Origin of the sequence: Lysobacter sp. K5869, assembly GCF_018847975.1 — a bacterium.
In the GTDB taxonomy this organism is placed as follows: Bacteria; Pseudomonadota; Gammaproteobacteria; order Xanthomonadales; family Xanthomonadaceae; genus Lysobacter.
On the sequence record NZ_CP072597.1, the window covers coordinates 3,331,239 to 3,350,754 of the forward strand.

The 19,516-nt window shown below is 70.2% G+C and carries 16 protein-coding genes and 1 pseudogene; 12 read left to right on the forward strand and 5 right to left on the reverse strand.

Going from position 1 to position 19,516, the window contains the following annotated elements:
• Nucleotides 1–175: 175 nt before the first annotated feature.
• The 3 genes and pseudogenes from J5226_RS14410 to J5226_RS14420 all read right to left on the reverse strand — a co-directional run bounded on the left by J5226_RS14410 (nt 176) and on the right by J5226_RS14420 (nt 4,354).
• Nucleotides 176–1,057 (reverse strand): endonuclease/exonuclease/phosphatase family protein, encoded by an 882-nt coding sequence (locus tag J5226_RS14410; protein WP_215835165.1) that lies wholly within the window; start codon nt 1,055–1,057, stop codon nt 176–178.
• Nucleotides 1,058–1,377: 320 nt separating this feature from the next.
• A pseudogene (locus tag J5226_RS14415) lies at nt 1,378–3,078 on the reverse strand (M14 family metallopeptidase); the annotation flags it as partial.
• Nucleotides 3,079–3,217: 139 nt separating this feature from the next.
• Nucleotides 3,218–4,354 (reverse strand): hypothetical protein, encoded by a 1,137-nt coding sequence (locus J5226_RS14420; protein ID WP_215835167.1) that lies wholly within the window; start codon nt 4,352–4,354, stop codon nt 3,218–3,220.
• Nucleotides 4,355–4,562: 208 nt separating this feature from the next.
• Here J5226_RS14420 and J5226_RS14425 point away from each other — a divergent pair, with 208 nt between their 5' ends.
• The 4 genes from J5226_RS14425 to J5226_RS14440 all read left to right on the forward strand — a co-directional run bounded on the left by J5226_RS14425 (nt 4,563) and on the right by J5226_RS14440 (nt 8,538).
• Nucleotides 4,563–5,189, forward strand: a complete 627-nt coding sequence (locus J5226_RS14425) for a glutathione S-transferase family protein (RefSeq protein WP_215835168.1) — start codon at nt 4,563–4,565, stop codon at nt 5,187–5,189.
• A 44-nt stretch (nt 5,190–5,233) separates the two neighbouring features.
• Complete coding sequence (locus tag J5226_RS14430; protein ID WP_255322794.1) at nt 5,234–6,010, forward strand: hypothetical protein; 777 nt, start codon at nt 5,234–5,236, stop codon at nt 6,008–6,010.
• A 197-nt stretch (nt 6,011–6,207) separates the two neighbouring features.
• Entirely contained in the window at nt 6,208–7,830 is a 1,623-nt protein-coding gene (locus J5226_RS14435; RefSeq protein ID WP_215835169.1) for an oligopeptide:H+ symporter, read from the forward strand.
• Between the two features lie 90 nt (nt 7,831–7,920).
• The gene (locus J5226_RS14440; protein ID WP_215835170.1) at nt 7,921–8,538 is read left to right on the forward strand and encodes a rhomboid family intramembrane serine protease; all 618 of its coding nucleotides are present in this window, start codon (nt 7,921–7,923) and stop codon (nt 8,536–8,538) included.
• A gap of 177 nt (nt 8,539–8,715) precedes the next feature.
• Here the strand turns inward: J5226_RS14440 and J5226_RS14445 are convergent, their stop codons facing one another.
• Nucleotides 8,716–8,907, reverse strand: a complete 192-nt coding sequence (locus tag J5226_RS14445; protein WP_215835171.1) for a hypothetical protein — start codon at nt 8,905–8,907, stop codon at nt 8,716–8,718.
• Nucleotides 8,908–9,192: 285 nt separating this feature from the next.
• Here J5226_RS14445 and J5226_RS25565 point away from each other — a divergent pair, with 285 nt between their 5' ends.
• The 5 genes from J5226_RS25565 to cfa all read left to right on the forward strand — a co-directional run bounded on the left by J5226_RS25565 (nt 9,193) and on the right by cfa (nt 14,942).
• Nucleotides 9,193–10,905 (forward strand): hypothetical protein, encoded by a 1,713-nt coding sequence (locus J5226_RS25565; RefSeq protein ID WP_304414050.1) that lies wholly within the window; start codon nt 9,193–9,195, stop codon nt 10,903–10,905.
• An 84-nt stretch (nt 10,906–10,989) separates the two neighbouring features.
• Complete coding sequence (locus J5226_RS14460; RefSeq protein ID WP_215835174.1) at nt 10,990–11,265, forward strand: GNAT family N-acetyltransferase; 276 nt, start codon at nt 10,990–10,992, stop codon at nt 11,263–11,265.
• A gap of 532 nt (nt 11,266–11,797) precedes the next feature.
• Nucleotides 11,798–12,511, forward strand: a complete 714-nt coding sequence (locus tag J5226_RS14465) for a pseudouridine synthase (RefSeq protein WP_215835175.1) — start codon at nt 11,798–11,800, stop codon at nt 12,509–12,511.
• 137 nt (nt 12,512–12,648) lie between these two features.
• A complete protein-coding gene (locus J5226_RS14470; protein ID WP_215835176.1) occupies nt 12,649–13,485 on the forward strand; it encodes a DUF3298 and DUF4163 domain-containing protein in 837 nt (278 codons plus the stop codon).
• Nucleotides 13,486–13,796: 311 nt separating this feature from the next.
• Complete coding sequence (cfa, locus tag J5226_RS14475; RefSeq protein WP_215835177.1) at nt 13,797–14,942, forward strand: cyclopropane fatty acyl phospholipid synthase; 1,146 nt, start codon at nt 13,797–13,799, stop codon at nt 14,940–14,942.
• 130 nt (nt 14,943–15,072) lie between these two features.
• Here the strand turns inward: cfa and J5226_RS14480 are convergent, their stop codons facing one another.
• Nucleotides 15,073–16,509 (reverse strand): amino acid permease, encoded by a 1,437-nt coding sequence (locus tag J5226_RS14480; protein ID WP_215835178.1) that lies wholly within the window; start codon nt 16,507–16,509, stop codon nt 15,073–15,075.
• A gap of 229 nt (nt 16,510–16,738) precedes the next feature.
• Between J5226_RS14480 and J5226_RS14485 the strand changes: the two genes are divergently transcribed.
• The 3 genes from J5226_RS14485 (at nt 16,739) to J5226_RS14495 (ending at nt 19,505) form a co-directional block, all read left to right on the forward strand.
• Complete coding sequence (locus J5226_RS14485; RefSeq protein ID WP_215835179.1) at nt 16,739–17,044, forward strand: hypothetical protein; 306 nt, start codon at nt 16,739–16,741, stop codon at nt 17,042–17,044.
• 457 nt (nt 17,045–17,501) lie between these two features.
• Nucleotides 17,502–17,828, forward strand: a complete 327-nt coding sequence (locus J5226_RS14490; protein ID WP_215835180.1) for a hypothetical protein — start codon at nt 17,502–17,504, stop codon at nt 17,826–17,828.
• A gap of 366 nt (nt 17,829–18,194) precedes the next feature.
• Complete coding sequence (locus tag J5226_RS14495; protein ID WP_255322795.1) at nt 18,195–19,505, forward strand: glycerophosphodiester phosphodiesterase family protein; 1,311 nt, start codon at nt 18,195–18,197, stop codon at nt 19,503–19,505.
• The last annotated feature ends 11 nt before the right edge of the window (nt 19,506–19,516 follow it).

Below are 19,516 nucleotides of genomic sequence, written 5' to 3' on the forward strand. Positions count from 1 at the left end.
CGCGGCCGCGCAAGCCGACGCGACCCGTCGTCGCCAGACACGCCCCCGCCCAACCCAGCGAATCCACCACCCCGTCGTTCCGGCGAAAGCCGGAACCCATTTCGACTTTGCCGTTCCATCGCGCTCCCCCGACGCCTCGCGCCTCGGAACGCCAGCGGAACCTCAATCGCATTCCTCACCGAAACCCCGGCATCTCCTGCGCCCGCGCCCGCAACGGCCGCAAACGCACGAAGACGCCGAAGTGATCCGACGCCCACACCCCGTCGCGGCTTTCGTTCAACACGATCCGCGCCTCGGTCACCGCGAACGCGTTCGGGTCGTAGAACACATGATCGATCCGCTGCGCCGGCAAGTACGCCGGATTGAGCGTGCTCGCGCGCCGGGCGTCGCCGGCCAGATCGGGATGCGCGGCGGCGAAGGCGTCGGCGTAACGCGCGCGCAGCGGCGCCAACTCCGGCGCGTCGGCGTCGGTGTTGAAGTCGCCGGCGAGAATCGTATAGCCGGTGCGCGCGGTGGCATCGACGAAACCGAGCAGGCTGTCGATCTGGCGCCGGCGGATCGCGCCGCCGCCGCGTTCGTTGTGCAAGTGCGTGGCGTAGAAATCCACGCCCGAATGCCGCGCGTCGCCGAACGCGAGCGCGTGCGCGGCGGTGCGGTAATCGTTCAAAGGGTCGAGCTTGTGCTCCTGCGTCTGCGCATCCGCGCGCGCGAGCAGGATCGCGTTGCCGTAGCGGCGCGGCGCGTCGGGCGGATCGACCGAAACGAAGCTCACCCGGTAGCCCAGCGCTTCGCCCAAGTCCTCGGCCTGATTGCGCAGGCCTGGGCGTTGCAGCACTTCCTGCAAGGCGATCAGGTCGGGTTTCAGGCGGCGCACCTCCTCGACGATCAACGCGCGGCGCTTGGGCCAATCGCCTTTGTCGTGCCACAGGTTGAGGGTGAGCACGCGCACTTCGCGGGTGGGGACGCGGTCCGCGACGGGTGGCCGCTTCGGCGGCGCGGCGCAGCCGGCGAGGGCGGCCGCGGCGAGGGCGATCAGGAACAGGCGGCGTGGAAACATGGGGCGTTTCCCGGTTGCGGCGATGCGTCGAGGATAACGCGAAGCTGCCGGATCGCCGCGATGGCTCGCTGTAGGAGCGGCGTGAGCCGCGATCCACCGAAGCGACGTACGAAAGCGTAGTGGTAGAAGCCAAGCTCTCCAAGCGCTGGACCGCTAAGCGGCCGAGCGCTGTCGGCTTCGGATCCTGCGCTTGCGTACGCGGCTTCGGTTGGTCGCGGCTCACGCCGCTCCTACAAAAGCGAAGGTTCGCCGCGACACCGGCGCTGCGTCGCAGGCGCGGTGTCGCGGTCGCGGCTTGCGCCGCTCCTACAGGATTGCGATCAACGCGGTGCCGTGTCGGTGCGCAGAACCGGATACAGGTTGTAGCGCTCGTCCCACGCGGTATGCCGGCGATAGAAGAAGTCCAGCCGCGCCTGCGGGCTCTTGGCGAACGCGGCGTCGTCGCGCAGCTTGGCCTCGAATTCGGCCTTGACCTTGGGGTCCTTGAGCATCTCGCGCGCCACGTCCTCGGCGACGTAGTCCTCCATGTATTCCTTGCGCTCGAACGCGTTGTTGAACTCGCCCCAGGCGGCCAGCGAGTCGGGCGCCTGCGGTTCCAGCAACGCCATCGCCAGACGCGATTTGGCCTGGGCGATCGGCACGAACAACGCGCCGGCGACCAAGTCCTGGCGCTCGCTCTTCCACTGGCCGCTGAGCGCGTTGCGCTGATGGCCTTCGCTGGATTGCGGCGAGAACTCGGCCTTGTCGGCGCGGAAGGCCTCGACCTGGGCGCCGCTCAGCGCCGCGTCCAAACGGCGGTATTCGACGCCGTGCTGATCGAGCTTGGCCGCCACCCACGCCGCCTGCGCGGCCGGCACCAGATAGCCGCCGCGCGGCGCCGGCACCTGATGCGCGGGCTGGATGTCGTACTTCAGCGGCACGTTCCACACCTGCGGCTTGGTCTCGTCGTAACGCGTCATCAGCGCGCCGGACACCTCCGACGGCGTGCGCGTGTACTCGTAGCCGCGGAAGGCGACGGTGCGGCTCTTGTCGCCGGCCTTGTAGTCCAGCGCCACGTTCTGCCCGCCGAGCTGCTGCGCGCGGCGGTCGGCGGCGAGCGCTTCGCCGCGCCACTGCGCGCCGTTGGCGGCGACCAGATCGAGCACGTCGACGATGGCGTTGCGGGTGATCCGCACGCGCGTGGGATAGTCCTTCCACGAGTGCGTTTCCACCAGCATCGCCAGGCGGTTGCGCAGGTAGAAATAGCCGTGCGAGAAGCGCGGCGGCGGCACGCCGTCCTCGAAGCCGGAGGCCGGGTTGTCGGATTCGACGAACGAGGGGTAGTAGGGCAGCGGCAGCGAGCCTTGCTTGGAAAGGCGGGCGATGGTGCCGTCGCGCAGCGCGGTACCGGCCTTGCGCAGCGCTTCGTCGCCGGCGTGGACCGGTTCGACCTGGATCGACACGTCGTGCTCGAACTTGGCGCCGTCGGTGACGTGCAGGTCGATGTAGGCCAGCGGATCCCAGCGCTGCACCAGCTTGAGCATCGCCTGCATTTCCGGCGCGTCGGCCTTGAGGTAGTCGCGGTTGAGGTTGTAGTTCTGCGCGGTGACGCGCCAGCCCATTTCCTCCGGGCCGCGCTGGTTGGGACGGTTCCAGGCGCCGAAGCGCTCGTGGCCGTCGATGTTGAACACCGGCACGAACAGCAGCACTTGCTTGCTCAGCGCGCCCTTGGCGGCTTCGCCGTCGAGCGCCTGGCGCAAGGCCAGGAAACCCGCGTCCTTACCGTCGATTTCGCCGGCGTGGATGCCGCCTTGGATCAGCATCACCGGCAGGTTTTTGGCCTGCGCCTGTTCCGGCGTGAACGCGCCGCTGCGGGTGACCACCAGCACCTTCATCGGCCGGCCTTCCGGGGTGACGCCGAAATCTTCGCAGCGCACCGCGTCGGGATAGCGCTGGGCGAAGCGCGCGCACAGCGCGATCACTTCCTCGTAGCGGCCGGTTTTGACGAAGCCGCTGCGCTCGGAGACGGTGCTGATCGGCGCCTCGTCGGCGAAGGCCGGCGCGGCGAAACCGCCGGCGAGCGAGAGGGCGAGCGCGAAGGGCAGGGCGGCGGTGCGGAACTGGGGCTGGCGGGTCATTGCGGATTCCAGTTTGGTGCGGAACGGATTCGGGGAACGGCCGTCACTCGCGCGCGCATTGCACGCCCGAGCAGGCGAGGGTGTTGAAGTCGTAGAGCGTGGAATGGCCGAGTTCGCCGCTCGGCCGGCTCACGCCCTTGGGCACGAAGAAGGTCGCCGAGTGCGCGCCGTACAGGCCGGCGGGCAGGCGCATCGGCTTGAGCACCACGAAGGCGTTGTAGAGGTCCATGCGCCGCGGCGGCGCGCCGATCACCGGCGGCAACGCCGGCGCGGACGCGGCCTGCGCGGCCAGCCACTTGTCGCCGTCGGCGCGCGTGGCCGGGCGCAGCAGGCCGGCGTCGACCGCGTGCTGCAGCCCGGCGGGGCCGGCGAGTTGCGAATCGGCGATGCGGAAGATCTGCGGCGCGGGCGCGGCGGAATCGGTGATCCAGACGCCGTTGCCGGGGCCGATCTGGGCGCGGCCCTGCTGGGCGATGTGGATGCTGGTCAGCGGCAGGGCGAAGGTGCTCTGGGCCAGCGCGGACAGCTTGGCCGCGCCGGTGGCGTCGACATAGAAATAGCCGCAGGCGCCGCGGTTGTCGTAGCTCGACACCCGCAGCGGCACGCCCGCCGGCAGCCCGGTCACGGCTTGGCGGTGATAGCCGCCGACCCGCACCGCGACGATGCGCGTGCGCTTGGACCAGCCGATATTCCACACCGTCGGCTCGTACGCGCCGAGCAGCAGCGCCACCGGCGCGTCGTCGTCGACGGCGACGTCGATCTGGGTGGCTTCGTGGCCGCTTTGGTCGATCTGGAAACCCAGCTTGCGGCCGCTGTAGGCGCCGGCGGCGTAGACGCGGGTGCCGGCGGGCAGCCCGCCGAACGCGCAGTCGCTGGGGCCGTCGTCGTTGCGCGCGGAGGCGGGCGGCTCGAATGCGAACGGTTTGGTCTTGCCGGCGGCGCCCCGGGCTTGCGCGATGTCGGCCGGCGCCGCGTTCGCCGGCGCGGCGGGCTGCGGCTGCGCGGCGTATCTCGATTCGGCCGGTTGGCTCGGATCCAGCGCCGGCTGCGGCGGCGCGGGTTGCGCGGGCGCGTCGGTGTCGCCGGGCTTGGACGCCTGTTCCAGCGCGCGCTCGAACGAATCGCAGGCGCTCAAGCACAGCGGCAAGGCGAGGGCGGCGAGGGCGACGGGCAAGCGCATGCGGACACTCCTTGCGTGGCGGGCGCCGGACGGATCCGTGCCGGCGGCGGAGCGCGCCGCGGCGGACGCGGCGCGCGGGCTAATGTACGGGATCGCGCCGCGCCCCGCCTGTGCGCGAAGCGGCCTGCCGTTGACAGATGACAGCCGTCATGCGCGCGCCCGGCGCCATCGCCTAGACTGCGCATCCGCCGCCGCTCAGGAATCGCGCATGTACGCCTTGTACTACTCGCCCGGAACCGCCAGCCTCGTCGTGCATTGGCTGCTGATCGAACTGGACCTGCCGCACGAGCTGCGCACGGTCGATATGGCCGGGCGCGAGCACAAGGGCGCGGACTATCTCGCGCTCAATCCCAACGGCGTGGTGCCGACCTTGCTGGTCGACGGCCAGCCGCGCTACGAGGCCGCGGCGCTGACGCTGTTTCTGGCCGACCGCCATGGCGACGGCGCGTTCGCGCCTTCCCTCGACGACCCGCGGCGCGCCGAATATCTGCAGTGGATGTTCAACCTCACCGCGTCGCTGCAGGCGCCGTTGCGCCTGTGGTGGTATCCCGGCGATCTGCAGGCCGACGACGACGCGGTGCGCTGCGGCGCGCAGGCGCGGATCGAGGCGGCGTGCGAGCGGCTCGACGCGCATCTGCGCGAGCACGGGCCGTATCTGCTCGGCGAACGCCTCAGCGCCGCGGATTTCTATCTGACCATGCTGATGCGCTGGACCCGCAAGCTGCCGCGTCCCGCGCACGAGTGGCCGCATCTGGGCGAGCTGGCGCGGCGGATGAAGGCGCGGCCGAGCTTCGCCGAGCTGTACCGGCGCGAAGGCTTGGAAGAGTGGGCTTGAGCGCGGCCGCGCGCTGACGATCAACGATTAAGGAGCGACAACGAATGGATCACCCCGCCTGTCTCGCGCAGGGCCGCCGCGCCGCCGCCGTTTTGGCCGCGGCCGCGTTGCTCGCCGCGCCGTTCGCCATCGCGGCGCCCGCCTCGCGAGCGCCCGCCACGCCCGCGCCGCGCGCGAGCGCCGCCGCGCCCGCGCCGCGCGCGAGCGCCGCCGCGCCCGCTACGATCGGCGGCGCGTCCGCGGCCGAGTGGACGATCCGCTGGTGGCGCTGGGCGCACAGCTTCCCGGCCGGCCGCCAGCCTTATCTGGACCGCGACGGCCGCCGCTGCGCGATGCACCAGGACGAAGACGGCCCGGTCTGGTTCCTCGCCGGTACCGACGGCAGCTTCGACGCCGAGCGCCGTTGCCGGGTGCCGGCCGGCAAGCACTTGCTGGTTCCGGTCATCAATATGTATTTCCACGGGCCGCGCCTGGGCGAGGACGCGATGAGCTGCGCCGAGGTCAAGCAGCGGGCCGCAGTCAACAACGATTACCTGGTCAGCGCCGTGGTCCTGCTCGACGGCAAGCCGCTGGCGCGCCCGGCGCGGCTGACCTCGCGCTGCTTCGACCCCGGCGCGGAGCGCGACGACACCGGCCCCGACGACCGCCGCGGCGTGGTCCGCGCCGCCGCCGACGGCTATTGGCTGCTGCTGCCACCGCTGGCGCCGGGGGCGCACCGGCTCAGCATCGGCGCCAACTACGGCAACCCGGACGATCCCGATTACGGGACCATGCGGCAGAACTTCGAGTACCGGCTGGACGTGGGCGACCCGGCGATCTGAACGGGCGTTCGCCCCGCGCCGCCGGCCGTTGCTGCGGCGCAGGGGCGGCGCGCAGGCGACCGCGCCGGCCAAACCGGGCGCGCGGGCGATGGGGTACTCTGCGGGGCTGGACCTCCCGGCCGTCGGCTGGGCCCCGCAATGGACGTGCGCCCCAACGAAGCAGCGCCGACGAGGAGTCGGCGAGAGGACCGCCGTAGATGACCCAAGCCGCCACCGTCCCCGCCGATTCGCAGGGCAAGATGCCCCGCCAGATCGCTTTCATCATCGGCAACGAGGCGGCCGAGCGCTTCAGTTTCTACGGCATGCGCAACATCCTGACCGCGTTCCTGGTCGGGACCTTGCTGATGGCCTCCACCGGCGACCTCGCCGAGCGCGAGCGCATGGCCAAGGACGTGTTCCACACGTTCATGATCGGCACCTACTTCTTCCCGCTGCTCGGCGGCTGGCTGGCCGACCGCTACTTCGGCAAGTACAACACCGTCATCTGGTTCTCGCTGATCTACTGCGCCGGCCACGCCTGCTTGGCGCTGTTCGAGCACAACCAGACCGGCTTCTTCACCGGCCTGTTCCTGATCGCCTTCGGCGCCGGCGGCATCAAACCGCTGGTGGTGTCGTTCTGCGGCGACCAGTTCGACCAGAGCAACAAGCACAAAGCCAAGCTGGTGTTCGACGCGTTCTATTGGACGATCAACTTCGGCTCGCTGTTCGCGTCCTTGCTGATGCCGATCTTCCTGCGCGAGTACGGCCCCTCGGTGGCGTTCGGCATCCCCGGCGCGCTGATGTTCCTGGCCACCTTCATCTTCTGGCTGGGCCGCAAGCGCTACGTGCTGGTGCCGCCGACCCGCAGCGCGCCGGACCCGGATTCGTTCTTCAACGTCGCCCGCACCGCGCTGCGCGCCAAGGCCGCCGGCCAGGGCAATCCGGGCGTGGCGGTGGCGGCGATCGGCGTGGCCCTGGCGGCCGGCGCGCTGGCGCTGATCCCGAGCCTGGGCTTCGTCAAAAGCGCGTGCATGGCGCTGGGCCTGCTGATCGGCTTCGGCGGCTACGGCATCTCGCTGCAGCTCGAACGCGCGCGCGGCGCGCATCCCGACGCGGCCGTGGACGGCGTGCGCGCGGTGCTGCGGATCCTGATCGTGTTCGCCTTCGTCACCCCGTTCTGGTCGCTGTTCGACCAGAAGGCCTCGACCTGGGTGCTGCAGGGCCAGCGCATGGTGGTGCCGACCGAGCTGTGGTGGTGGCCGAGCTGGCTGATCTCCGGCGAGGGCGGGGCCAAGGCCGCGGCCTCGCAGATGCAGGCGATCAACCCGCTGCTGGTGATGCTGCTGATCCCGTTCAACAACCTGGTGCTGTACCCGGCGCTGCGCCGGATCGGGATCAACCCCACGCCGCTGCGGCGGATGGGCTTCGGCATCGCGGTCTCGGGCCTGTCGTGGATCGTCGCGGCGGTGCTGCAGTTGTATATGGACGCCGGCCACCCCATGTCGCTGGCATGGCAGATCCTTCCCTACGTGCTGCTGACCTTCGGCGAGGTGCTGGTGTCGGCGACCGCGCTGGAGTTCGCCTACAGCCAGGCGCCGCCGTCGATGAAGGGTGTGATCATGGCCCTGTGGTACCTGACCAGCACCTTCGGCAATTTGTGGGTGATGCTGACCAACGCCGCGGTGCGCAACGAGGCGGTGACCTCGCACATCGCCGCCACCGGGCTGAGCGAGAACGCGTTCCTGATGTTCTTCTTCGCCGGCTTCGCGTTCGTGGCGGCGGCGGCCTTCGCCCTGTACGCGCGGCGTTATCCGATGCAGGACCACTACCGGGCCGCGTGACCGCGGCCCGCCGGGCGCCGTAGCCCGGCGTTCCGAGTTCCGCCGCGCCCGTCTTTCCGAATTCTTCTTACCCGCGAGCCCGACCCGACCATGATCACCTTCGTCCTGATCGCCGTGACCGTGCTGGTGACGTGGCAGGCCTTCCAGAAGCGCCGCCTGTACGAGCGGCTGGTGCTGTGGCCGCCGGGCGTGGAGCGCTTCCGCCAGTACGACCGGCTGCTGACCCACGGCTTCGTGCATGCCGACTGGATGCACCTGCTGTTCAACATGATCACCCTGTACTTCTTCGGCCGCGCGGTCGAGAACGTGTTCGCCCAGTTGGTCGGGCCGGGGATGTTCGTGCTGTTCTACCTGTCGGCGATCGTGGTCGCGATCCTGCCCAGTTATCTGCGCCACCGCCGCGATCCCGGCTACGTCAGCCTGGGCGCGTCCGGCGCGGTCTCGGCGGTGCTGTTCGCCTTCGTGCTGCTCGACCCGTGGAGCTGGATCATCGTGTTCGTGGTGCCGGTGCCGGCCGTGGTCTACGCCATCGCCTACATCGGCTATTCGTACTGGATGGACAAGCGCGGCGGCGACAACATCAACCACAGCGCGCATCTGTCCGGCGCGATCTACGGCCTGCTGTTCATGCTGCTGATGGAGCCGCGGGTCGCGCTGGTATTCCTGGAGCGGCTGGCCAGCCCGCGCGGGCCGGGGTTCTTCGGCTGAGGCATCGGTTCCGGGCGCCGCGAGGCGGCGGCCGGACCGGAGTCCAGCGGGGCCGCAGCCGCTTCCACGAAACGCCTGCCGCAAAAAACACCGGGCCCGAAGGCCTCCCGCATCGGCGGGGCGGACTTCGGGCCCGAGTCGTTTGTCGCGCCGCGGCGAGCGCGGTCGCGCGGCGGGTCAGGCGGCGAGCGAGCCTTCCAGCTCGAACTCGCCTTCGCCGTACGCGGCGGCCAGACCGGCCTGGATCTGCGCGTCGAGTTCGCGCAACTCGGCGTCGTCGCCTTCGCCGTTGCGGGCGAGGTCGAACAGGCGGGCGATGACGGCGTTGCTGTGGACGTCGTCGCTGTAGCGGTCGATGTGGCGAGCCATTGGATTCCCCTTCGTCGTAACTGTGGACTTACTCACAGTTCTACGCAGGTTCCATGCCAGGGTTTTCCCTAGCTTGCGCGCGCGAAAAGTGACGCGAGACGTCAACACACGCCGGGCAAGATCAGTCGGCTGACGCGATGCGGCGATCTCTCACGTCCGCTCACTCCGCATGAAGGTGGCGCGTGATAACACCGAGGCGTGTGGTCGACAGCACACAGGCTGATGTAGTCGCAGGGGCAGCCGCTATCATTCGCGCATTCGCAAACACTCGACGAGGAGTCAAGCATGGCGAGCAAGAAGGCGGGCAAGTCCGCAAGCAAGAAATCCGCGAGCAAAACCGCCGCGCCGGCGCGCCAGCGCGCCGCGGGCAAGACGGCCGCGAAGGCCGGCAAGAGCGCGGTCAAGAAGACCAAGAAGACCGCGGCCAAGCCGCTGGCGGCGAAGAAGATCGTCAAGAAGGTCGCGGCCGGCAAGGTCGCGAAGAAGACTCCGGCGGCCAAGGCCGCGAAGAAGGTCGCGGGCAAGAAGGCCGCGGCGAAGAAGATCGTGAAGACGGCGGCGAAGTCCGTCGCTAAGAAGCCGGTCGCCAAGAAAACGGCCAAGTCCGTTGCCAAGAAGCCGGTCGCCAAGAAAGCGGCGAAGAAGGCCGCGGGCAAGCGGGTAGTCGTCAAGAAGGGCGGCGCTAAGAAGGTCGCCGCCGGCAAGTCGGCGAAGAAGATCGTCAAGAAGGCGTCGGCCGCGAAGGTCGCGGGCAAGGCGCCGGCGAAGAAGTCGGCGACCAAGAAAGCGGCGACCCGGCCGGTCGCCAAGAAGCCGGCCATCAAGCCGGCGGCGCCGAAGCGGGCCGCGCGCGCCGCCGCGCCGGCGAAATCGCCGGTCGTAGAGACCAAGAAGATCGTCGCGGTCAAGCCTGTCGCGAGCAAGCCGGCGGCCAAGCCGGTTGCGAGCAAGCCCGCCGTCGTCAAACCTGTTGTCGCCAAGTCTGTCGTCGCCAAGCCTGCTGCCGGCAAGTCCGCCGCTGTCGCCAAGCCGGCGGCGAGCGCGCCGGTCGTAACCAAGCCGGCTGTAACCAAGCCTGCTGTAACCAAGCCGGCCGCAACCAAGCCCGCGGCGACCCAGCCGACGGCGGTCGCGGCCAAGCCCGCTGCCGCTCCGGCCAAGCCCGCCAAGCCGGCGAAGGCCGCGCAGCCCGCCGAGCCGAAGGCCGATGCCGTCGCCGCGCCCAAGCCCGCCGCCGCCAAGCCCGCGCGTCCGCGCGCCGAGCCCAAGCCCGCGCCGGCGCCGGCGCCGACCGCGCAGGACGAGCCGAAGCGTTCGGGCGATCTGTTCGCCGAACCGGCCGCCGTCGCGCCGGCCAAGCCCAAGGCCGAACGCAAGCCCAAGCCTAAGCCCGCCGCGACGCCCGCGACCGAGGCGCCTTCGTCGGTGCCGGCCGGTTCGCTGGTCGCCGCCGGTGCCGCGGCCGAAGCCGCCGCGCCGGCGCTGCAGGCCGAAGCGCATCGCGCCGATGACGCCGCCGCCGCGCCGAGCACGGTCGCGCAGGGCGCCGCCGAGACCGCGTTGGAAGCCGGCAGCGACGAGGCCGAACAGACTCAGCCGCACGAAGCCGCCGAAGCGGCGGCATCGTCCGAGTCCGCCGACGCCGACGCCGGCGACTCGTCCGACGCCGGCGACTCGTCCGACGCCGGCGACTCGTCCGACGCCGGCGACGGCGAAGACACCGCGTCCGCCGACGCCGCTCCCGCCCACATCACCCCCGAACAAGCGCTGGAAAACACCCGCCGCCTGCTCCAGGCCAAGCAGGACGCCGCGCGCGAACCGCAGCCGTGGCAGCAGCTCGATCCGGGCCACGGCCACGCGCCGGCGCCGGGTCCGCAGTCCGAGAGCGCGGCGCACAAGGCCGGCGAACTGCACGCGGCCGAGAGCCGCATGGACGCGATCCAGGGCGAGATCGGCAGCCAGGACCGCCACAACCAGGGCAAGCGCGACAACCGCTGAGCCGTTCCGGCCGGCATCGCCCGCGCGGGCGGTGCCGGCATCGGCGCGTCCGCGCGGCGCGCCGCTTTCGCACAGGACCCGACCATGCCCGTTCCCGTGAACCACGATCCCGCGCAGCAACGCTTCACCACCGTCGTCGACGGCGTCGAAGCGGAGCTGGAGTACCAGATGCGCGGCGACCAACTCGTCATCACCCACACCGGCGTGCCCGACGCCATCGGCGGCCGCGGCATCGCCAGCGATCTGGTCCGCGCCGCGTTCGAGTACGCGCGCGGGGCGGGCTACAAGGTGCGCCCGGCGTGTTCCTACGCCGCGGCCTGGGCCGAGCGGCATCCGGAGTATTCGCAGCTGCTGGCCTGATTGCGGCCGCAAGACGCCAGGTCCGGCGCCGGCAGCGGCGTCGCGGCCGGCGCATCGCGTCCTCGCCGTTCCCGGGTTTCGCGCAAGCCGGCCCGGCCGGCGCCATGGCGGCGAAGCCGCAGCCGGCCTGATTCCAGCGCGATCGGGCCTCGGCTTGAGCCGGTCTCCGGCGCAATTCGGCAGCATCCCCAGCCGTGATTCCAGCTCGATCCGGCGATGCCGCGAGCCGGACTCCCGCGCAGTTCCACCACGGCCCGAGCCCGATTCCGGCTCGATCCGACCGCGCCGCAAACCGCGCTCCAGCGCAAAGCGGCTGCGCCGCCACGAGCAGCCGGCAGCGCAAACCCGGCCCGGCCCGAGTCGGCTCGCAGCGCGATCCGCGGCGAATCCGTCGCCGACCCCGCCGAATCCTCGCCAAAATCCGCCGAACCTGAGCCGTTCGCCCCCGCCGCACTCGCCATCGCCGCGCGACTGTGCCAGCCTACGCGCCCCCCACGCCTTCCGCAGGCCGGTTTTCCGGCATGCTTCGCCCATGCGCCTGAACAAACACATCAGCGACACCGGTTTCTGCTCCCGCCGCGAGGCCGACCGCCTCATCGCCGAGGGCCGGGTCACCGTCAACGGCCTGCGCGGCCGGGTCGGCAGCGAAGTGGGCGAGGGCGACGAGGTGCGCGTGGACGGCGAGGTCCTGCGCGTGCGCGTCGCCGCCAAGGGCAAGCGCCAGCACGTCTACATCGTGCTCAACAAGCCGGTCGGCGTGGTCTGCACCACCGAATCCGGGGTCAAGGACAACATCGTCGACTTCGTCGGCCACGACCGCCGCATTTTCCCGATCGGCCGCCTGGACAAGGATTCCGAAGGCCTGATCCTGCTGACCAGCAACGGCGACATCGTCAACGAGATCCTGCGCGCGGAGAACAAGCTGGAAAAGGAGTACCTGGTGGCGGTCAACCATGAGGTCACCCCCGAATTCCTGCGCAACATGGGCCGCGGCGTGCCGATCCACGGCCAGACCACGCTGCCGTGCAAGACCGGCAAGCTCGGCCGCTTCGGTTTCCGCATCGTTTTGGTGCAGGGCCTCAACCGGCAGATCCGCCTGATGGCGGCGCATTTCGGTTTCCGGGTCAAGCAACTGCTGCGCGTGCGCATCGGCAATGTGAAGCTCGGCCACCTCAAGCCGGGCCAGTGGCGCAATCTCACCGATCCGGAACTGCAAGGCCTGCTGCCGCAACGCACGCAGTGGTGAACGCCGGGCAAACGCGCGCGCGGCCGCGGGCCGCACAACGCATCGCGGACGCCGCGGCCTAGATGCCGGCGTCACGCCTTGGGCGATAATGTCGCGCGCAAACCCCACGGACGCACCCTCGAGATAAGGATCGCTGCATGAAGCGCGTCACCGCCGTCTGCGTGTTGGCCCTGGCCCTGGCGGCCTGCAAGAAGGAAGCCGACACGCCCGCGACCAGCCAATCGACCGCGCCCGCGCAAACCGCGGCGCTGCCCGCGCCGGTGGCCGACGCCGCCAACGCGCCGGTCGAGCTCAAGGAAGTGGTCGAGACCACGCCGGACTATGTGGTCGGCATCACCTACGCGACCCAAGCGGCCAAGTACCCGGGGCTGGCGCGCGAACTCAAGCGCTACGCCGACGACGCGCGTTCGGAACTGGTCGAGGCCGCCGGCGGCCGCACCGCCAAGGACAATCCCTCGCCGTACGAGTTGTCGCTGACCTTCGACGACGTGATCGACTCGCCCGACCTGATGGCGGTCTCCGCCGACGGCAGCAGCTACACCGGCGGCGCCCACGCCGCGCCGCTGATCGCGCGCTTCGTCTGGCTGCCCAAGCAGAACAAGCGGCTGACCGCGCAGGAACTGGTGCCGGACAAGGCCGGCTGGACCGCGATCTCGCAGTACGTGCGCGAGCAACTGCACTCCGCGCTGTCGCAGCGCATCGACGCCGACGATCTGGCCCCGGCCGTGCGCGCCGAGCAGATCGAAACCGGCGGCCGCATGATCGACGACGGCACCGCCGCCGACCCGGCCAACTTCGCCATGTTCGAGCCGGTGCGCGGCGCCGACGGCAAGCTCAGCGCGCTCAAGTTCGTGTTCGCGCCGTACGAAGTCGGCCCGTACTCCGACGGCACCCAGACCGTGGAAGTGCCGGCCTCGGTGCTGTTGCCGCATCTGGCCCCGGCCTACCGCGGCCTGTTCCTCGGCGGCGCCTGAGCCGCCGCCACCGCGTCCCGCGCCGCTGTCGCCATGGCGGCAACGCAGCGTTCGGCGGCGCCGGCAAGTTCGGGCACATCGCCGCCGCGCGCCCTTTGTTATCGTGACTTCGCGGCGCCGGCCGCGCGCCCGGCAGGCGCGCCGGGGCGCCGCAGGAAGCCCGCGCCCGCGGGCCATGCCGTCTCAGGACGAGGCTGCGCGCCGCCGGCGCGCGGCGAAAACGGCGGGCCGGATTCGGTACGCCCGGAACGCCGGAAAAAAAGCAGATCGAGCACCCACCGGGCGTCCCCCGCCCCGAGCACGAGGTCGCCATGTCGCTTGCGTCGCTGCACAAACGAGTCGAAGGATTGCTGGAGCAGGCCGACATCCGCATCGGCGGCGGCCGGCCGTGGGACATGCAGGTCGAGGACGAGGCGTTCTATTCGCGGGTGATCGCGCAAGGTTCGCTCGGCCTGGGCGAGAGCTACATGGACGGCGAGTGGCACGCGCAGTCGCTCGACGGCTTGCTGGAGCGGCTGATGCGCGCCCACGTCGACGAGCAGGTGCACGGCTGGACGGCGCTCCTCGACGGCCTGCGCGCGCACTTGATCAATCTGCAAAGCCACCGCCGCAGCTTCACCGTCGGCGAACGCCATTACGACCTGGGCAACGATCTCTACCGCGCGATGCTCGGCAAGCGGATGGTCTACAGCTGCGGCTATTGGCGCGACCGCAGCGGCCAGCCGCTGCGCGATTTGGACGCGGCGCAAGAAGCCAAGCTCGATCTGGTCTGCCGCAAGCTCGGCCTCAAGCCCGGCATGCGCGTGCTCGACATCGGCTGCGGCTGGGGCGAGGCGCTGAAATTCGCGGCCGAGCGCTACGGCATCGTCGGCGTGGGCGTGACCGTGTCGCACGAGCAGGCCGAATTCGCCCGCGAGCTGTGCCGCGGCTTGCCGGTGGAAATCCGTTTGCAGGATTACCGCGACCTCGACCAGCGCTTCGACCGGATCTTCTCGCTGGGCATGTTCGAGCACGTCGGGGTCAAGAACTACGCCGCCTATTTCGACGTGGCGCTGCGCTGCCTGGACCGCGCCAGCGAAGGCGGCGGCCTGTTCCTGCTGCACACCATCGGCGGCAACAAATCGGTGAGCCATACCGATCCGTGGATCGCCAAGTACATCTTCCCCAACTCGATGCTGCCCTCGGCGCGGCAGATCGCCGAACACGCGGAAAACCGCTTCGTGATCGAGGACTGGCATAACTTCAGCGCCGACTACGACCTGACCTTGCAGGCTTGGCGCGCGAACGTGGAAGCGGTCTGGGACGAACTGGACCCGCGCTACGACGAGCGTTTCCGGCGCATGTGGCGGTTCTATCTGGCCGCCTCGATGGCGACCTTCCGCACCCGGCATGCGCAGCTGTGGCAGTTGGTGTTGTCGCCGGACGGGGTGCCGGGGGGATACGTCGCGCCGCGGTGACGATCGGAGATAGCGGACGATCAGAGATAGCGGACGATCAGAGATAGCGAATAGGAGATAGCGAATAGGAGATAGAAGTTAGCGAAAGCGGCTTTCGCTATCTCCTACCTCCCATCCGCTATCTCCCGCTTCAAGATTCCTGCGCCAATTTCGAATGCCGAATGCCGTACCCGAAATACACCAACAACCCCAACGACACCCAGATCAGGAAGATCAGCCAGGTGATCGCCGCCAGCTCGGCCAGCAGCCAGATTGAGAAGGCGATGCCGACGATCGGGATCAGCGGCACCAGCGGGGTGCGGAAGCTGCGTTCCAGGTTCGGCTTGCGCACGCGCAGCACCCACACCGAGGCGCAGATGATGATGAAGGCCGAGAGCACGCCGATGTTGACCAGCTTGGCGACCTCGCCGATCGGCAGGAAGCCGGCGACCAGCGCGGTGAACACGCCCAGGGCGATGGTCGGGCGGTGCGGGGTGCCGTACTTCGGGTGGATCTTGGCGAACCAGCCCGGCAGCAGGCCGTCGCGCGAGAGCGAGAACCAAATGCGCGCCGCGCCGAGCATGAAGGCGAACAGCACGCTGGCGATGCCGATCACCGCCGAGAACGCGATGGCCTTGGCGATCCACGGCAGGCCCAGCGCGGCGAAGGCGTCGGACACCGGGGCGTCGCCGCCGAGCGTGGAGTAGTGGGCGATGCCGGTCAGCACCAGCGACACCGCCAGATACAGCACCATCGACACGCCCAGCGACAGCAGCACCGCGCGCGGCAGGTCGCGTTGCGGGTTCTTGGATTCCTCCGCCGCCGTGGTCAGGGTGTCGTAGCCGAACACGGCGAAGAACACCACCGCCGCGGCCGTGCCCACGCCCTTCCAGCCGAAGTGGCCGACGCCTTGTTCGTCGACGATGCGCTCGGGGATGAAGGGCACCCAGTTGGCGGTGTTGATGTAGAACACGCCCACGCCGATCACCAGCACCACGGCCAGGACCTTGATGATGACGATCAAGGTGTTGAAGCGCGCGCCCCATTCGGTGCGGAACACCAGCAGCGCGGAAACGGCGAGCGTCACCAGCGCGGCGATCAGGTTGAAGAACCGGCCCTCGCCGGTGCCGTAGGCGCCTTGCGCCCACACCGGCAGATGGATGCCGACGCCCTCCAGCAGCACCTGCACGTAGCCGGACCAGCCGATCGCCACCACCGCCACGATCAGCGCGTACTCCAGCAGCAAGTCCCAGCCGATCAGCCACGCCGCCAGTTCGCCCAGGGTGGCGTAGCTGTAGGTGTAGGCGCTGCCGGTGACCGGGATCATGCCGGCGAACTCGGCGTAGCACAGCGCCGCGGCGGCGCTGGCGATGCCGGCGATCAGGAAGGCCAGGGCTACCGCCGGGCCGGCGTTGGCCGCCGCTTCGTGGCCGGCGAGCACGAACACGCCCACGCCGATGATGCCGCCGATGCCGATGGCGGTGAGCTGCCAGAGCCCGAGCACGCGGCGGAAGTCCGAGCGCTTGCCGGCCTCCGCCTGTAGTTGTTCCACCGACTTGTGCCGCAGGATCTTGGCGACCAGGCTCATCGAGCGCTCCGATACGAATGACCGCCGAATCATAGCGGCTGCGCGGGCCGGCGGCGGACGGGGGCGCATGGTCGCCGACGGACGTCGGGCCGCGGGTGTCGCGCCCGTCGGTTCACACGGCGGCGCGGGCGACGTTCATCGCCATCGAGGCGTCCGCCACCGGCGGCGTCGGACCGGCCCGCCGCGGTCGCGCGGCGGGCCTCGATCATGCGCTGTCAGGAGTGCCCGCATGCCTTACGTCTACGTCAACGAAGTCAGCGACAAGAAAATCCAGAAGCTCGCCGATCCCGAACAGGCCGAGGCGGTGCTGCAGACCATCTCGACCCTGGCCGGGATGACCGCGCCGGTGGCCGGCGACCAGGTCAACCAGTGGCTGGCGCTGCTCGCCACCAACCGGATCGTGGCGCAGAAGGTCAAGACCAGCGCGAACATGATCGAGATCTACCCGGGCGGCAAGCGCGCACCGGACCGGATCTTCATGACCGTGGCCAACGGCACGGTGACCATCGTCGCGGTGGGCGAAGCCAGCCATTGAGGCCGCGCGGGCGGCGCGGGGCGCCGCGCGGCCGGACCGGCGGCCGGCGCGGCGCTCGTCGCGATCGCGCCGGCGTCGGTCGCCGCGGCGCTCGGCTTCGGCCCGCAGCGCGGGCCGCGTCGGGCTCGGCGTTCGAACTGCGCTCGCCGGCGCTGGCGAGGCCTGCGTGCGGAGCGGGCCTCGCGAGCGGGCGTCGCGTCCCGCGCCGCCCGCCGCGCGCGTTCGCGTTGCGGCGGTTCGCCGCCGTCGGCGTTGCCGCGTGCGGGCGGAACCCGTCCTGCGCGACCGTTCGCGATCGTGGCCGGCGGCGGATCGTCGCCGAGGACCGCGCGTAACCGCCGGGAGGACCGCGCCGGCTTCACGGCCGGCGTCTCCCGCGCGTTGAGCAGGCCTAGGCGTCCGGTCCGCGGGCGCGCCGCAGGCGCGGCGGTTTCCCGCGCATCGCCCAGGAGTGTCCATGTCCTACTTATTCGTCAATCACGTCACCAACGAACAGATGCAGCAGTTGTCCGCGCCGGTGCAGGACGCCGCGGCGATCGAGGCGATCGCGGCCATCGCCGAGCAGACTTCGGTGCCCAAGACCGATCCGAACGGGCCGGCCAAGACCGACCAGATCGCGGTGTGGATCAAGCTGCTGGAGAGCTACGGCTTCATCGCCCAGCGCGGCGGCGGCGCCAATGCGATCACCGTCCTGCCCGGCGGCAACAGTTCGCCGGACCGCATCACGATGACCGTGGCCGACGGTCTGGTGACCATCACCGGGGTCAGCGAAGTCGCGGCGTAAGCGCGGCAGGCGCGAACGAACGTTCGCGCCGGCGCGGTGGGCGGGCGGTTCGTCGCGGGCGGCGCACGCGTTGCGCGGAACGCGGCGGATTCCACGCGGATGAGCGCGAATCGACGCGAACGGCGCACGGCCGTGCGCGATTTCCAGCGTTGGGGGACGGGCGGGCGCGGCGCGGGCCGCCGCGCCCGCCCTGTGCGCGCCGCGCGCGATGCGCGGCCGCGCGCGCAGCCATCGGCCAGGGCGGGGCGCTCAGCGACGGCTCGCGCCCGCGCGCGCGGCGGCAGCGGTTGTCATCGGGCTCGGGCAAGCTGAGCGCACGGCCGCGTCGCCGTGCATCCCGTCTTGCCACGATTTAGGATTCCACCGATGCTGCAACTGAACTTCCCGCGCCGGCCGCTGGCCGCGCTCGCGCTGCTGCTCGCCGCCACCGCCGCCGGTGCGGCCGCGCCCGAACGGACGCCCTCGATGCCCCAAACCCCGAACACCGCACCGCTGGGCCAGCACGGCCTGATCGTCATCGCCCACCGCGGCGCCAGCGGCTATCGCCCCGAACACACGCTCGAAGCCTATCGTCTGGCGATCCAGCAGGGCGCCGACTTCATCGAACCGGATCTGGTCGCGACCCGCGACGGCGAACTGGTGGTGCGCCACGAGAACGAAATCTCCGGCACCACCGACGTCGCCGCGCATCCCGAGTTCGCCGACCGCAAGACCAGCAAGACCATCGACGGCCAGGCCCTCACCGGCTGGTTCACCGAAGACTTCACCCTGGCCGAGCTCAAGACGCTGCGCGCCAAGGAACGCATCCCGCAGATCCGCGCCGGCAACGCGCGCTACGACGGCCAGTTCCCGATCGCCACGTTCAAGGAAGTGATCGCGCTGGCCAAGGCCGAGAGCCGCGACGGCCGCACCATCGGCATCTATCCGGAAACCAAGCACCCGACCTGGTTCGCCAGCGAGGGCAAGCATCTCGACGGCAGCCCGATCCATCTCTCGCTGGGCCGCAAGCTGATCGAGACCTTGGTCGCCGAGGGGTTCACCGAGCCGCGCCGGGTCTACATCCAGAGCTTCGAGGTGAGCAACCTCATCGAACTCAAGCGCGAGATCATGCCCAAGGCGGGCGTGAATCTGCCGCTGGTGCAGCTGTACGGCGATTTCGCCAAGGAAGCGCCCTACGATCTGGTCTACAACCTGCGCACCGGCGCCGACGTGGACCGCATCTACGGCGCCGAGCTGGAGCTGATCGTTCCCGGCGGGCTGAGCGCGATCAACTACGGCGCGCTGACCGAACCGGCGGCGCTGGCGTGGATGAAGGCGCATTACGTTTCCGGCCTGGGCCCGTCCAAGAGCAGCCTGATCGAACGCGCGCCGCTGCCGGCCAAGCGCGACGCCGACGGCGACGGCCATGCGCTGCTGAGCACGCGCAACACCGGCTACATCCATCCCGTGCTCGGCCGCGCGCTGGCGGCGGGGCTGCAAGTGCATCCCTACACCGTGCGCGCCGAGGAACCGTTCCTGACCCAGACCGCGAACGGCGTGGACCAGAGCGCGCTGGGTGAGGCGCTGCAGTTGTACGGGTTGGGCGTGCAGGGCTTCTTCATCGACAACCCCGACATCGGCGTGGCCGCGCGCAAGCTGTTCCTGGAACAGAGCAAGATCGCCGTGCCGGCCAAATAAACGCCGGCATT

Coding starts and splice junctions, on each gene's coding strand:
- J5226_RS14425 (WP_215835168.1), top strand. CDS start 4,563: ATGTACGCCTTGTACTACTCGCCCGGAACCGCCAGCCTCGTCGTGCAT.
- J5226_RS14490 (WP_215835180.1), top strand. CDS start 17,502: ATGTCCTACTTATTCGTCAATCACGTCACCAACGAACAGATGCAGCAG.
- J5226_RS14440 (WP_215835170.1), top strand. CDS start 7,921: ATGATCACCTTCGTCCTGATCGCCGTGACCGTGCTGGTGACGTGGCAG.
- J5226_RS14495 (WP_255322795.1), top strand. CDS start 18,195: ATGCTGCAACTGAACTTCCCGCGCCGGCCGCTGGCCGCGCTCGCGCTG.
- J5226_RS14485 (WP_215835179.1), top strand. CDS start 16,739: ATGCCTTACGTCTACGTCAACGAAGTCAGCGACAAGAAAATCCAGAAG.
- J5226_RS14435 (WP_215835169.1), top strand. CDS start 6,208: ATGACCCAAGCCGCCACCGTCCCCGCCGATTCGCAGGGCAAGATGCCC.
- J5226_RS14460 (WP_215835174.1), top strand. CDS start 10,990: ATGCCCGTTCCCGTGAACCACGATCCCGCGCAGCAACGCTTCACCACC.
- J5226_RS25565 (WP_304414050.1), top strand. CDS start 9,193: ATGGCGAGCAAGAAGGCGGGCAAGTCCGCAAGCAAGAAATCCGCGAGC.
- J5226_RS14410 (WP_215835165.1), bottom strand. CDS start 1,057: ATGTTTCCACGCCGCCTGTTCCTGATCGCCCTCGCCGCGGCCGCCCTC.
- J5226_RS14430 (WP_255322794.1), top strand. CDS start 5,234: ATGGATCACCCCGCCTGTCTCGCGCAGGGCCGCCGCGCCGCCGCCGTT.
- J5226_RS14470 (WP_215835176.1), top strand. CDS start 12,649: ATGAAGCGCGTCACCGCCGTCTGCGTGTTGGCCCTGGCCCTGGCGGCC.
- J5226_RS14445 (WP_215835171.1), bottom strand. CDS start 8,907: ATGGCTCGCCACATCGACCGCTACAGCGACGACGTCCACAGCAACGCC.
- J5226_RS14480 (WP_215835178.1), bottom strand. CDS start 16,509: ATGAGCCTGGTCGCCAAGATCCTGCGGCACAAGTCGGTGGAACAACTA.
- J5226_RS14465 (WP_215835175.1), top strand. CDS start 11,798: ATGCGCCTGAACAAACACATCAGCGACACCGGTTTCTGCTCCCGCCGC.
- cfa (WP_215835177.1), top strand. CDS start 13,797: ATGTCGCTTGCGTCGCTGCACAAACGAGTCGAAGGATTGCTGGAGCAG.
- J5226_RS14420 (WP_215835167.1), bottom strand. CDS start 4,354: ATGCGCTTGCCCGTCGCCCTCGCCGCCCTCGCCTTGCCGCTGTGCTTG.